Genomic DNA, 13509 nt, shown 5'->3' with positions numbered 1-13509 from the left:
TTGTGATACTCTTGTTTTTTGGTTGGCCGGCGGCCGCAGGTTTGGGGCCTGCTCCCGCCCATAATGCTGTCTGGCTATTTGGTCATCGCGCGCCGCAGCCAGAAGCTGATCGCATCGACCGCGCCGACCATGACCAGCATGGCAAGGATGACGCTGGCGGCCTGCTGCATCTGGAACAGCGACAGGTGGTATTTCAGCATCTGTCCCAGTCCGCCGGCGCCGACCACGCCCAGGATGGCGGCGGCGCGGATGTTGTTTTCCCAGCGGTACAAAGTATACGACAGCATTTGCGGCAGCACTTGCGGCAGTGTCGCATAAAAAAACGCGGTCATCGGCTGTGCACCGTTGATGCGCAGCGTTGCTTCCGGCGCCGGCGGCAGGTTTTCCAGCGCGTCGGCGAACAGCCGGCCCAGCACGCCGGTGGTGTGCGCGGCCAGCGCCAGCGTGCCGGCGAACGGCCCCAGGCCGGCGGCGATCAGCAGGATCGAGGCCCAGACCAGTTCCGGTATCGAGCGCAATACATTCAGTATGAGCCGGATCACCGCGCGCGCAGCGCGGCCGAAGCGGCCGCTGGCCGGCAGCGCCAGCGCGACCCCGAGCAGTACCGCGATGCCGGTGCCGAGCGCCGACATCGACAGGGTTTCCAGCGTGCCGATGGCGATTTTCAGCAAAAATGGCGCGGCCAGTTCGGGCGGCGCGAAGCCGCGCAGGAATTCCATGCTGGAGCGCAGCGCATCGGCGCTGAACAGCGCGCCCCATTGCAGCGGCAGCGAGGCAAAGCTGGCCGCCACCAGCGCCAGCAAGCCGAGCGCCAGCGCGATGGCCGAAATATCGGTGGCGGGCGCGGCCGGCAGCGGCGCCAGGGCCGGGGGTAGAGAAGGGCGCTTTTGCATCGCTTAACCCAGCCGCTGGCGTAAAAAGGTGCTGACCAGGTCGGCGCAGGCCACCAGCAGCACGAAGATGATCAGCATGGTGGCGACTTCGCCGCCGGCCAGCATTTTCATCGATTCGTCCATCCGTTGTCCGAGCCCGCCGGCGCCGACGAAGCCCATGATGACCGAGCCGCGGATTGCGCATTCCCAGCGGTAGGTGGTGTAGGACACCAGTTCCGAGGCCGCTTCCGGCAAGGCGCCGTACAAGAGCGCGTTCAGGCGGCCGCTGCCGTTTTTCAGCAGGCTGTCGCAGGCATGGGCGTCGGACGATTCGAGGATTTCGGCATACACCTTGCCCAGCATGCCGCAGTAGGTCAGGGCGATGGCCAGTACGCCGGCAGTCGGCCCCAGACCGACGATGCGCACGAACAGCAGCGCCCAGACCAGTTCCGGCACGCTGCGCAACAGCACCAGCAGCCAGCGCGCAGCGTGCCGCAGCAGCAGCCCGGCGGGCCGCATGCGACCGCCGCCGAGGCGGGAAATCGACAGCGATTGCGTCACCAGCAAGGTCAGCGGGATGGCACCCAGCAGCGCCAGCGTCAGGCCGGCAGTGGCCATGGCGACGGTCTGCCAGGTGGCGGTCAGCATCAGTTGCAGAAATTCGGCGGAATGGGCGGGCGGCGCGAAATCGGCTAGGAAGCGTCCGGTCGCGCGCAGGCTTTGCGCATCGAGCAGCAGCCAGGGCTTGAATTCGCTCGCCACCAGCATCGGCCACAGCAGTACCAGCGCGATGATGGTGCCCATCACGCGACCGCGCCAGGCCGGGTCGGGATGTTGCGAAGGCTGCAAACCGGTTGTCGTGACAGGCATGAACAGTGTCAGCAGTGCGCGGCGAGAATGTCCGGCAGCGGCGTAATTGCGGCGGCGTCCGGCGTGGTGTCGCTGGTGTTTTGGTACAGCGCCGCAATCATCGCGTCAGTCACTTGCGCACGCGGCGCATCGAACAGGATGCGGCCGTCGCGCAGGCCGACGATGCGCGGGAAATGGCTGCGCGCCAGTTCCACCTGGTGCAGGCTGCAGATCAGCGTGGCGTTGCGGCTGGCCGATTCCTGTTGCAGCGCGGCCAGGGTTTGCAGCGCCAGCGTCGGGTCCAGCGCCGACAGCGGCTCGTCGACCAGGAAGGCTTCGGCGCTCGACACCAGCAGGCGCGCCATGCCGCAGCGCTGGCGTTCGCCGCCGGACAGGCGGTCGACCCGCGCATACAGCTTGTCTTGCAGATTGAAGCGCGCCAGTGCGTCATAGGCGGCTTGCGCGTTGCGCTGGCCCGGCCTGATCAGCGCAGCCAGCGCGCGCCAGAAGCCCCATTGCGGCAAGCGCCCGGCCAGTACTGCAGTCACCACGCGCTGGCGCGGCGGCAGCGGCGGGGTTTGCGGCGCCAGGAACAGCCGCGCGCGCAGCCGATGGCGTTCGGCATGGCTCAAATTCCACGGCGCCAGCCCGAAAGCGGAAAATGCGCCCGAGTGCGGGCGATGGGCGCAGGCGAGGGTATGCAGCAAGGTGGTCTTGCCGGCGCCGGACGGCCCGATCAGCGCGACCTGCTCGCCCTGGCCGATCGACAGGCTCATATCGTTCAGGGCGAAGCCGGCCGGAGTGCGGTCCGATGCAGCGGTGGAAGGGTGGCGCACGCTGGCGCCACGCAGTACGAAGGACATTCTTGCTTCGGTCTTTTCAGTCTTATTTCAGCAAGCCGGCGTTGCGCGCTGCCGCTTCGATCGCCGCATAGTTTTCAGCCTTGGTCGGGATGAACTTGCTGGCGCGCTGCAGGTCGAGGATTTCCTTGTCGGCCGGGTTGTTGGCGTCCAGCGCCAGGAAGGCGTCGCTCAGCTTCTTGCGCAGCACCGGATTCATGTCGGCGCGCACGCTCCAGTTGTAGTCGTAGTAGCCGGGCGTAGTGTAGAACACGTGCACGACTTTGGTATCGACCTTGCCGCTGGCCACCAGTTTTTCCCAGACCGAAATATTCAGCGCGCCGGCATCGACCTTGCCGCCGGAAACTGCCGCCACGGTGGCGTCATGCGCGCCGGAGAAGGCGATGCGCTTCATGTCGGTGTCCGGATTGATCTTTGCTGCCAGCAGGTAGGAGCGCGGCATCAGGTGGCCGGAAGTCGAGGATTCGGAGCCGAAGGTGAAGGTTTTGCCTTTCAGGTCGTCCAGCTTGGCGATGTCGCGGCTGGTGGTGATGAAGACCGATTTGAATTTCTCGTCTTCCGCGCGCTGCACCAGCGGCACTACCTGGTTGTTGCTGCGCACCTTGGCCTGGATGAAGGTAAAGCCGCCGAACCAGACCATGTCGAGCTTGTGGTTGATCAGGCCTTCGACCGAGGCCGCGTAGTCGGTCACCGGCGTGAATTCGACCTTCATGCCGAGCTTTTTCTCCAGGTAGTCGCCCAGCGGCTTGAACTTGCGCTGCAGTTCGGTCGGCGCTTCGTCGGGAATGGCCGAGACGCGCAATACCTGCTGCGCATGGGTCAGGCCGGACGACAGCAGCATGGCGGATGCCAGCGCGGTCGACAGCAGCGTCTTGAGGACTTTGGAGGAGGAAAGATACGACATGGGAAACCTTAGGTGAGTTGATCTTCGTTTTACGGCGAAACCAGATTATTTCGCGCAATGTAAAGGCGGTATTATCCGCGAATTGGCGTATGCAAGCATAATTGGTGCAAATGCGCGTTGCAGGTGTTGCTGGGTTTTCCTGATAAACCACTTTCAATCCATGCTTATGCCGCCAGATCAGAGCTATTCCGTGATGCATTTAGCCATGCGTGCCGAGCTGCAGGCCGGCTTGCTGGCAACGCCGGCCTTCACCTCCCCCAAATACCTGTACGACGCGCTCGGCTCCCGCCTGTTCGAGGCGATCAGCCTGTTGCCGGAATATTATCCGACCCGCACCGAGGCGGCGATCTTCGATGCCAATCTGGCGCAGATCGCGCAGGCGGCCGGCATCGGGGCGACCCTGATCGACCTCGGCGCCGGCAATTGCGCCAAGGCGGCGCGCCTGTTTCCCGCCCTGCTGCCGCGCCAGTATGTGCCGATCGACATCTCGGCCGATTTTCTGGCGCAGGCGCTGGGGCTGATCCGGCCGCGTTTTCCGGCCATCGAGATGACCGGCATCGGGCTCGATTTCTCCAATAGCCTCGATCTGCCGGCCAGCGTCAGGCCCGAAAAGCGGCTGTTTTTTTATCCCGGCTCGTCGATCGGCAATTTCACGCCGGAGCAGGCGGCGGCTTTCCTGGCGCGGCTACGCGCCGCCTGCGGCGCCGATGGCGCGCTGCTGATCGGGGTCGACCTGGTCAAGGACAAGGCGATCCTCGACGCCGCCTACGACGATGCGCTGGGCGTGACGGCGGCCTTCAACCTGAACCTGCTGCGCCATCTGAACCGCCTGCTCGGGACCGATTTCGAGGTGCGCGACTGGCAGCACCGGGCGTTCTACAACCCGCAGCAGAGCCGCATCGAGATGCATCTGGAAGCGCGCCAGCCGCGCACCGTGCGCTGGCCGGGCGGCCAGCGGCGCTTTGCCGAGGGCGAGCGCATTCACACCGAAAACAGCTACAAATACACCCCGCAGGCATTCGCCGAGCAGCTCGGCGCCGCCGGTTTCGGCGCAATCCAGTGCTGGACCGATGCGCACGGCTGGTTTGCCGTCATGCATGCGCGGGCGATTTAAGGTGTTTTAAATGGAGTTCGACATGACCACGTTGACATCCCTGCTGGAAGAATACGACCAGATCCGGCAAGCCACCATGGCGCTGGCCGAGCCTTTGTCCGACGAGGACTGCTGCGTGCAGTCGATGCCGGACGCCAGTCCGGCCAAGTGGCATCTGGCGCATACCAGCTGGTTTTTCGAGACCTTCGTGCTGGAGCATTTCGAGCTGAATTTCAAGCCGTATCAGCCGGCCTTCCGGGTGCTGTTCAACTCGTATTACAACGGCATCGGCAGCCAGCATCCGCGCCCCCGGCGCGGCCTGATCACGCGCCCGGGGATGGCCGAGGTGGAGGATTACCGCAGCAATGTCGATGCCCGGATGGCGGCCCTGATCCTGATCGCCGCCGCGTTGCCGCCGGCACGGGTGGCCGAACTGGTGCAACTGGTGACGCTGGGCTTGCAGCACGAGCAGCAGCATCAGGAGTTGCTGCAAACCGACATCCTGCACCTGTTTTCCTGCAATCCGATGCTGCCGGCCTACGCGGCCGGGGCTGTGCCGCCGCTGGCGCGGGTGCTGGCGCTGGAATGGCGGCAGCACGCGGGCGGCGTGGTCGGGATCGGCCATGCCGGCGACGGCTTCTGCTTCGACAACGAGTTGCCGCGCCACCGCCAGTTCGTCGAACCGTTTGCGCTGGCCTCAAGGCTGGTGACGAACGGCGAATATCTGGCCTTTATCGAGGCCGGTGCGTATCGCAATCCTGCGCTGTGGCTGTCCGAAGGCTGGGATTGGCTGCAAGCGCAGCAACTTGAGTGGCCGCTGTACTGGCGCCGGATCGACGGCGAGTGGCACGAATTTACCCTGCACGGCCTGCAGCCGCTGGATCTGCAGCGCGCGGCTACCCACCTGTCGTATTTCGAGGCCGATGCCCATGCCCGCTGGGCTGACGCGCGGCTGCCCAGCGAAGCCGAGTGGGAATCTGCGGTGGTCGGCCCGCCGGATGCGCCGGCTTTACTGCACTTATTCGATACCGCGTGGCAATGGACATCGAGCAGCTACGCGCCGTATCCGGGCTTTCGGGCATCGGCCGGAGCGATCGGCGAATACAACGGCAAATTCATGGTGAATCAATACGTATTGCGCGGCGCCTCCTGCGCCACGCCGGTTGACCATGCGCGCGCCAGCTACCGCAATTTTTTCCCGGCTGGCGCGCGCTGGCAATTTACCGGCATCCGTCTGGCGCGCTCCCTGTAAGCGCGTCGCATTGCTATCGGCATTGCCATCGTTATGGAATGGGTTGGAACAGATGCGCTTTTTCACTGGGTTCGAGTGCGGTGCCGGTTCGGTAATGGTCAGCGTGAAATTGCATTGCGTGCAATCAGTTATAGAAATTTTGATCCGGGCCGGAACCCAGCCTGCCGGGGCCACGGTATGCAGCGTTCCCACTCGGATGCTCGGCCGGAATGGTGACGGTCAAGGTAGTGCCTTCGTTCTCGCGGCTGTCGATGGCCAGTTCGCCGCCCAAGTTGGTGACGCGTTCCCGGATGCCGATCAAGCCATATGAATTTGCTTTCCTGCGGCAATTCTGGCGTATGCCGATGCCGTTGTCTGATACCTTCATTGTCACGTTGCCGCCGTCCTTCGACAGGCTGATCGTGATCCGGTCGGCCTGGGCGTGGCGGCTGACATTGGTCAGCGATTCCTGCAGAATGCGAAATAGGGTGTTGGCAATGTCATCATCGAGCTGATAACTTGCATCTTCGCCGCTGATGTCCAACGTGCAGGCAATGCCTCTGCGGCGCTGGAATTCCTTGACCTGCCACTCGAACGCGGCTGGCAGGCCCAGGTCGAGCACCGCCGGACGCAGGTTGTTGATCAGGTTGCGCACCGATTTGATGGTGGTGTCGATATGATCGAGCGCCAGCTTGGCCCTCTTGTTCAGGCGCGGATGGCTGCATTCGGTGCGTGTGGCCAGCATCAACACGTCGATGCGCAAGGCCAGCAGATTCTGCCCCAGTTCGTCGTGAATCTCGCGCGCGATGCGTTTGCGTTCGCTTTCCTTGACCCATTCCTGATGGGCGGCCAGGCGGCGGATGGTTTCCTGCGATTGCAGCAAGGCTTCTTCGGTGCGCTTGAAGTCGGTAATGTCGAGCATCGAGCCGATCACCGTTCGAGGCTTGCGGTTGGCGTCGCGCAGCACGTTGCCCTGCAGCCGGACGTGCCGTATCGTGCCGTCCGGGCGAACAACCCTGCAATTGCCGCTAAAGCTCTGGCCCTGCTCGACGGCGCCCCGCAGCATCCGATGCACCGCGTTGCGGTCTTCCGGGTGTATCGCTTGCAACGCCTTTGCCATGCTGGGGAAAAATGTTTGCGGCGGCAGGCCGCAAATCCGGAACAGTTCATCCGACCAGGATATTATCCCGCCGGCAATGTCGCGCTCCCAGCTGCCGACATGCGCGACGCGCTGCGCCTGATTCAGGATGTGCTGGGTGTGCTGGAGCGCTGCTTCGGTGCGCTTGTGTTCGGCAATTTCAGCGTTCAGCTGCGCGTTGGCCTGCATCAGCGCCGCAGTGCGCTCCCGTACCTTGGCTTCGAGTTCGTCATGGGCGTTGTGCAGCGCCGCTTCGGCCGTCTTGCGCGCGCTGATGTCTTCCACCACCAGGCGGCAGGTGTGTTCGGCGGCATCGGCATTGGCTTCGATATGGACGAAAAACGGATGTTTCTCGGCATTCAGAAGCTGCACCTCGCACGACTGCTTTAGTTCGTCGGCGAATACGCGCGTCAGGAAAGCATTGAAAGCCGGGCGCGACTCGGGCGAGATGAAGGCGGAAAAGCGCCGCATCACCAGCTTCGAGCGCTCCAGCCCGATCAGGCTGGCGCCGGTCAGGTTGACTTTGTATACGATGCTGTCGCGGCCCAGCGTGAAATAGCCGATCGGGCAAACTCATACAGGTCGGTATAGCGCGCCAGCAGCAATTCGATTTCCCGCCGGGCCTGTTGCAGTTCCAGCAATTCGCTGTTTTGCAGTGTGAGTTCGATTTGACTGACTTGCAGCTCGTGCAACTGCCTGCGCACATCGATGTCGCTTGACGATGCCGCCGGCTCGGCGCCCTTGTTGCGCAACGCCTGTTCCGCCTTGAGGCGCAGCAGGTCGCTGCCTTCGGGTCCATCCATGTCTCGCTCCGTGGCAGCCATTGGTATTTTCCTTCCGGTTTGTGCGCAGCATGCTGGAATGTAATGCCTGTTCATACGCAATATAAGGTCGGACGCCATGAATGTCGATACGCGCGTGCGTGATTTTTCCGGCGGATGCCGGAGTATTCTCAAGGGCGTCTTCCAACCATATAGGAGTATGCTAAAAACCGTATTGATTCCGCAATGATTAACTGCGTTATATAATAATACCTATCCGCAGTATATTGCGGCGGCCTGGATCCGGGCCGCATGTTACTGGGTGCCGGCGCTGATCTTCAGGCGCAGCTCCGCTTCCATGTGCTTGGCGGCGGTGATGTCGGCGAAGCTCAACACCACGCCGTTGATCACGTTTTCCAGCGTGCGGTACGGCATGATGCGCGCCTTGAACTGGCGGCCGTCGCCGGTTTCGATCTGCTGTCCCGAAAACGCCAGCGTGCGCAGCACGGCGAAGGGCAGGGCTGGGGACAGCCGATGCCGCTGCGCCGTTGCTGCAATTACGCGGCCACCGCCGCAGCCGGTTGCTGCGAACGCTGCCCCAATTGCCGGTTGACCGCGCTCAATACCGCCTTGAAGGAGGCGGTCACGATGTTGCCGTCGAGGCCGACGCCGAACCGGGTCGGGCCGTTGTCGAGCCGCAATTCGACGTAGCAGGCTGCCTGCGCATTGGCGCCGGAGCCGATCGCATGCTCGTGGTAATCCATCAGCTGGATATCCAGCCCGAGCGCATTGACGAAGGCATCGATCGGGCCGTTGCCGCCGCCGGCCAGCGCCACTTGTGCGCCGTCCTGGACGATGTCGATTTCGATCTGCACCGATTCGTCCTGGGCCGAATCCTCCTCCATGCGGTGGGCCTGGTAGGCGTAAGGCGCGGTCTGCGCCAGGTATTCCTGCTGGAAGATCGCGTAGATGTCGGTCGCGGCGACTTCGCGCCCGGTGCGGTCGGTGGTGGCCTGCACTGCGCGGCTGAATTCGATCTGCAGCCGGCGCGGCAGCGACAAGCCGTATTCCTGCTCCAGCAAGTACGCCATGCCGCCCTTGCCGGACTGGCTGTTGACGCGGATCACCGCATCGTAGCTGCGCCCGAGGTCGGCCGGATCGATCGGCAAATACGGCACTTCCCACAGCGCATCGGGCTGCTGCTGGGCGAAGCCTTTCTTGATCGCGTCCTGATGCGAGCCGGAGAAGGCGGTAAACACCAGGTCGCCCGCATACGGATGGCGCGGGTGCACCGGCAACTGGTTGCACTCCTCGACGCACTTGCGCACGCTGTCGATGTCGGAGAAATCCAGGCCCGGATGCACGCCCTGGGTGTACAGATTCATCGCCAGCGTCACCAGATCGACGTTGCCGGTGCGCTCGCCATTGCCGAACAGGCAGCCTTCGACCCGGTCGGCGCCGGCCATGACAGCCAGTTCGGCGGCAGCCACCGCGCAGCCGCGATCGTTGTGCGGATGGACGCTGATGACGATCGCGTCGCGCCGCGCCAGGTTGCGGTGCATCCACTCGATCTGGTCCGCGTACACGTTCGGGGTGCTGCATTCGACGGTGGCCGGCAGGTTGAAGATCATCTTGCTGGAGACTTCCGGTTGCCAGACTGCGGACACCGCGTCACACACTTCCCTGGCGAAATCGAGTTCGGTCTGGCTGAACGATTCCGGCGAGTATTCAAAGCGCCAGGCGGTTTCCGGATGGGCGGCAGTCAGGGCCTTGATGCGGCGCGTGCCGTTGACCGCGATGGCCTTGATTTCCTCGCGCGACATGTTGAAGACGATGCGGCGAAAGCCGGGCGCCACCGAGTTGTACAGGTGCACGATGGCTCGCTTGGCGCCGAGCATCGATTCCACGGTGCGGTCGATCAGTTCGTCGCGCGATTGGGTCAGGCCGATGATGGTGACGTCGTCCGGAATGCGGTTTTCAACGATCAGTTTGCGCACGAAATCGAAATCGGTTTGCGAGGCGGAAGGAAAGCCGACTTCGATTTCCTTGAAGCCGATCTTGACCAGCATCTCGAAGAAACGCAGCTTCTTGTCCGCGCTCATCGGCTCGATCAAGGCCTGGTTGCCGTCGCGCAAGTCGGTGCTCATCCAGATCGGCGGCGTGGTAATGACCTGGTCCGGCCAGCTGCGGTTGGTTATCTGGACTACGGGAGCTGGGCGGTATTTGGCTGCAGGGTTGGACAACATCATGATGAATCCTTGGTATTTTGAGAGGAAATGGTAAGAACAAGCCGGAACAACGGAGGTGGCAGCGAGGCTGCCTGACTGCCACTTAACGCGAGGCCAGGCAACCGATCGGTAGCGGTAGCAGCAGGAGAAATTGCAACAGCGGTTGCGGCAGCGGGCGCGCAGCCGGCATCACAGCGACAGATGCGCGTTGACTGAGCGTTGCAGGATGCGATGTGGAATGCATGTTGGGTGGACCGTATTGTTTTCTTGCTGGATTGCCGGTAGCGTGATGCCGGCGGGGTAAAGCAGGGGCGGGCGGGTTACGCCAGCGGTAGTCGTAGCAAGCCTGTCAGCGCAGCGCTGGCGGGCTGTACAAAATGCGGGAACGGGAATCGAGCGGATGGCATGGCTTGAATGTAGTGGGAGCGGGCCGGGTTTGTCAAGCCCCTGACCGCATTTTCCTTGACTACGCTACAACCACGCTGGCAGGCCCTTGCGTCATTTCGCCAATCACCGCCGCGTCGGCAAAGCCTTCGCGGGCGAATAGCGCCAGCACTTCCTCCACCGCGGCCGGATCGCAGGCAACCAGCAGCCCGCCGGACGTTTGCGGATCGCACAGCAACGCTTGCTGGGTCGGCGTGATCGCAGCTTCCAGCGTCACGTCGTGGCCGTAGGCGGCCCAGTTGCGGCCCGACGCGCCGGTGATGCAGCCCTGTTCTGCCAGTCGCTGCACATTCGGCAGCAGCGGAATGCTGCCCATGTCGAGTCGGGCGCAGAGTTGCGCGCCGCGCGCCATTTCCAGCAGGTGGCCGAGCAGGCCGAAGCCGGTGACGTCGGTCATCGCATGCACCGCGCCGAGGTCGGACAGCGCGCGCCCCGGTTTGTTGAGTTTGGTGGTGTTGGCTATCATCGCCGCATAGCCGGCAGCGTCCAGCGCACCCTTCTTCAGCGCGGCCGACAGGATGCCGACCCCGAGCGGCTTGCTGAGGATCAGCTGGTCGCCGGCCTTGGCATCGGCATTGCGCTTGACCTTGGATGGATGGATCAGGCCCATGACGACCAGGCCGTAGATCGGCTCGACCGAATCGATGGTGTGGCCGCCGGCAATCGGAATCCCGGCTTCCGCGCAGATAGCTTCGCCGCCGCGGATGATTTGCCCGATCACCTCGACCGGCAGTTGGTTGATCGGCATGCCGACCAGCGCCAGCGCCATGATCGGCGCGCCGCCCATCGCGTATACGTCGGAGATCGCATTGGTGGCGGCGATCCGGCCGAAGTCGAACGGATCGTCGACGATCGGCATGAAAAAATCGGTGGTGGCGATCAGCGCCTGCTCGTCATTGAGCCGGTAGACTGCAGCGTCGTCGGCGGTCTCGATCCCGACCAGCAGCTCCTTCGGCACCGGGAACCCGGTCGAATTTTTCAGGATGTCGGACAGGATGCCGGGCGCGATCTTGCAGCCGCAGCCGCCGCCGTGCGAGAAGGAAGTCAGTTTGATTTTCGGGTCGGTTGAAGCAGGCATTTTGATGGTAGTTGTAAGTGGGTTGGCAAGGCGTGAAAAATGCAGGGAGATTCGCGTCGGACAAGAGCGTTATCAAGGGCCTGTCATGGTTGCAACAACTATGTTTTGACGTTTGCTTGCGTCATTCATGCCCTGCATATTTTTCGTGCCTCATACGGGAAATCATACACCGCAATGTATTATTTGACATGTCAGTAAATATAAGCGGGAAATCGCATGTTTTTTCATATACTCCGCATAATAAAAAAGCCGCCGGATTTATCCGGCGGCCGTTTTCTGATCTGGCAGACTGCGTGCGATTAACGGTCGCCGTACGAGCGCCGCGCGCCGCCGCTGTCGCCGTTGCGGCCTTTGTAGCCGCCGCCATTGGCGCTGCGCGGTGCGGCGTTCGGATTGCTGAAAGTGCGTTGGCCCGGCTTGGCGCCGGAACGGTTGTCGCCCGGCTTCCAGCCGCCTGGTTTGGAAGGCGAACGTGAAGCAGACGCCGTCTTTTTAGGCTCGAAACCCTCCACCACATCAACCGGAATCAATTGCTTGGTGAAGCGTTCGATGCGCTTGACGTTCATGCCTTCAGCGTGGTTCACCAGCGACACCGCGACGCCGTTGCGGCCGGCGCGGCCGGTGCGGCCGATACGGTGCACGTAGTCTTCCGGGAATTTCGGCAGATCGTAGTTGAAGACGTGGGTGATCGCAGGCACGTCGATGCCGCGCGCGGCAACGTCGGTGGCAACCAGCACCCGGACTTGGCCGCGGCGCAGCGAATCCAGCGTGCGGTTGCGCGCGCCCTGATGCATGTCGCCATGCAGCGCGGCAGCGGAGAAGCCGGCGATGTTCAGGCGGTCGGCGATGGTGTCGGCGTCGCGCTTGGTGGCGGTAAATACCACGGCCTGATCCATCGTGACGTCGCGCAGCAGATGGTCGAGCAGGCGATTCTTGTGCGACAGATCATCCACGAAGTGGACTTTCTGGGTGATGTTTTCATGCTTGGTGGCGGAACCTGCAATCTTGATGACAACCGGATTGTTGGTGATTTGCTGCGCCATGCGACCGACGGTGCCATCCAGCGTAGCCGAGAACAACATGGTCTGGCGGGTGGCAGGAGTGGCATCGACGATTTTTTCGATGTCTTCGATGAAACCCATGTCCAGCATGCGGTCGGCTTCGTCCAGCACCAGGATCTGCAATTGGGAAAAGTCGATCTTGCCCGATTCCATGTGGTCAATCAGGCGGCCAGGGGTGGCGACCAGGATTTCCGGATTTTTCGACAGCAATTGCATTTGTTTCGGATACGGCATGCCGCCCAGGATCGAAACCGCTTTTACGCGTTTCATGTGCGAGCCGTATTTTTCAGTGGCAGTAGTCACTTGCAGCGCTAGTTCGCGGGTCGGCGTCAGCACCAGCATTTTTGGCTGGGCCGGCTGAAAGCGCGGACGGTCGCCGCGGGCGCGGGCCGCCTGGCGTTCCTGGTTCGAGGTTTTTCCTGCTGCTGCATCGGCCGGTTGTTCGGCGGAGGCGAATTTGTGCAGTGCGGGCAACATGAACGCGGCGGTTTTGCCGGAACCTGTTTGCGACGATACCATCAGGTCGCGGCCCTGCAGCGCTGCCGGAATTGCCTGTTCCTGGACCGAAGTCGGTTTAGTGTAGCCGGCATCGGTCAATGCTTTAACTACGGACGCGTGCAGGCCTAGGGATTCAAAAGTCATTCTTTTCTTTCGTAAATGTCAGCGTTCATGCAGATGCGGAGAACGCAAAATAGCAACGCCAACCAACGAAATGACTTGAAGTGAATACAAAGAAATTTCGGCACAAAAGCTTTGCGCCGGGACTGTGTCTGTGTGACACAAAAGGCGGGGTGGCTTTAAATGCTGCATCCAGTGGAATGCAACATAGGCTTGCGAAGCTGCTAATTTATTGCGGGTTTGTTATTTTGCGCTGCGTACTGCAATGCAAGAGCAGCATCATACAGTAGTTTTGCTGCACTTGCACCATTTTCAATCGAGCCCACGCCGGACGCAGTGAATTCAGGGGCTTGTTTTTCCGGGACGGCTGCT

General features: G+C 62.3%; 12 protein-coding genes. 2 read left to right on the top strand and 10 right to left on the bottom strand.

Features of this window, described 5'->3' with window-relative positions; genetic code table 11:
* Positions 1 to 74: 74 nt before the first annotated feature.
* Genes phnE through HMCN_RS0114730 form a run of 4 tightly spaced genes read right to left on the bottom strand, consistent with a single transcriptional unit; the run spans position 75 to position 3485 of the window.
* A complete protein-coding gene (gene phnE / locus HMCN_RS0114745; protein ID WP_025918099.1) occupies positions 75 to 893 on the bottom strand; it encodes a phosphonate ABC transporter, permease protein PhnE in 819 nt (272 codons plus the stop codon).
* A 3-nt stretch (positions 894 to 896) separates the two neighbouring features.
* Positions 897 to 1742, bottom strand: coding sequence for an ABC transporter permease (locus tag HMCN_RS0114740; RefSeq protein WP_035627357.1), 846 nt, complete (start codon positions 1740 to 1742; stop codon positions 897 to 899).
* 8 nt (positions 1743 to 1750) lie between these two features.
* Positions 1751 to 2584 carry a phosphonate ABC transporter ATP-binding protein gene (locus HMCN_RS0114735; protein WP_025918097.1) on the bottom strand — a complete coding sequence of 278 codons (834 nt, stop codon included), beginning with the start codon at positions 2582 to 2584 and terminating at the stop codon, positions 1751 to 1753.
* Positions 2585 to 2606: 22 nt separating this feature from the next.
* Entirely contained in the window at positions 2607 to 3485 is an 879-nt protein-coding gene (locus tag HMCN_RS0114730; RefSeq protein ID WP_025918096.1) for a putative selenate ABC transporter substrate-binding protein, read from the bottom strand.
* A 193-nt stretch (positions 3486 to 3678) separates the two neighbouring features.
* On the opposite strand from HMCN_RS0114730, the gene egtD reads away from it, so the two are divergent.
* Positions 3679 to 4599, top strand: coding sequence for an L-histidine N(alpha)-methyltransferase (gene egtD, locus HMCN_RS0114725; protein ID WP_035627364.1), 921 nt, complete (start codon positions 3679 to 3681; stop codon positions 4597 to 4599).
* A gap of 22 nt (positions 4600 to 4621) precedes the next feature.
* Entirely contained in the window at positions 4622 to 5830 is a 1209-nt protein-coding gene (gene egtB, locus HMCN_RS0114720) for an ergothioneine biosynthesis protein EgtB (RefSeq protein WP_025918094.1), read from the top strand.
* A gap of 124 nt (positions 5831 to 5954) precedes the next feature.
* Here the strand turns inward: egtB and HMCN_RS18880 are convergent, their stop codons facing one another.
* The 6 genes from HMCN_RS18880 to HMCN_RS0114680 form a co-directional block, all read right to left on the bottom strand.
* On the bottom strand, positions 5955 to 7448 hold the full coding sequence (locus tag HMCN_RS18880) for a PAS domain-containing protein (RefSeq protein ID WP_369792157.1): 1494 nt from the start codon (positions 7446 to 7448) through the stop codon (positions 5955 to 5957).
* Between the two features lie 11 nt (positions 7449 to 7459).
* Complete coding sequence (locus HMCN_RS0114710) at positions 7460 to 7750, bottom strand: hypothetical protein (protein WP_025918092.1); 291 nt, start codon at positions 7748 to 7750, stop codon at positions 7460 to 7462.
* A gap of 273 nt (positions 7751 to 8023) precedes the next feature.
* Positions 8024 to 8215, bottom strand: a complete 192-nt coding sequence (locus HMCN_RS19905) for a PAS domain-containing protein (protein WP_025918091.1) — start codon at positions 8213 to 8215, stop codon at positions 8024 to 8026.
* A gap of 50 nt (positions 8216 to 8265) precedes the next feature.
* Entirely contained in the window at positions 8266 to 9957 is a 1692-nt protein-coding gene (gene leuA / locus HMCN_RS0114700) for a 2-isopropylmalate synthase (RefSeq protein ID WP_025918090.1), read from the bottom strand.
* 445 nt (positions 9958 to 10402) lie between these two features.
* Positions 10403 to 11458 carry a selenide, water dikinase SelD gene (gene selD, locus HMCN_RS0114690; protein WP_025918089.1) on the bottom strand — a complete coding sequence of 352 codons (1056 nt, stop codon included), beginning with the start codon at positions 11456 to 11458 and terminating at the stop codon, positions 10403 to 10405.
* A gap of 299 nt (positions 11459 to 11757) precedes the next feature.
* On the bottom strand, positions 11758 to 13161 hold the full coding sequence (locus tag HMCN_RS0114680) for a DEAD/DEAH box helicase (RefSeq protein WP_025918088.1): 1404 nt from the start codon (positions 13159 to 13161) through the stop codon (positions 11758 to 11760).
* Positions 13162 to 13509: the final 348 nt, after the last annotated feature.

It is taken from the genome of Herminiimonas sp. CN, from assembly GCF_000622895.1.
GTDB lineage: Bacteria > Pseudomonadota > Gammaproteobacteria > Burkholderiales > Burkholderiaceae_D > AVCC01.
The sequence above is the reverse complement of the archived record's forward strand: the minus strand, read 5'-3'. Positions and strand labels throughout refer to the sequence as shown.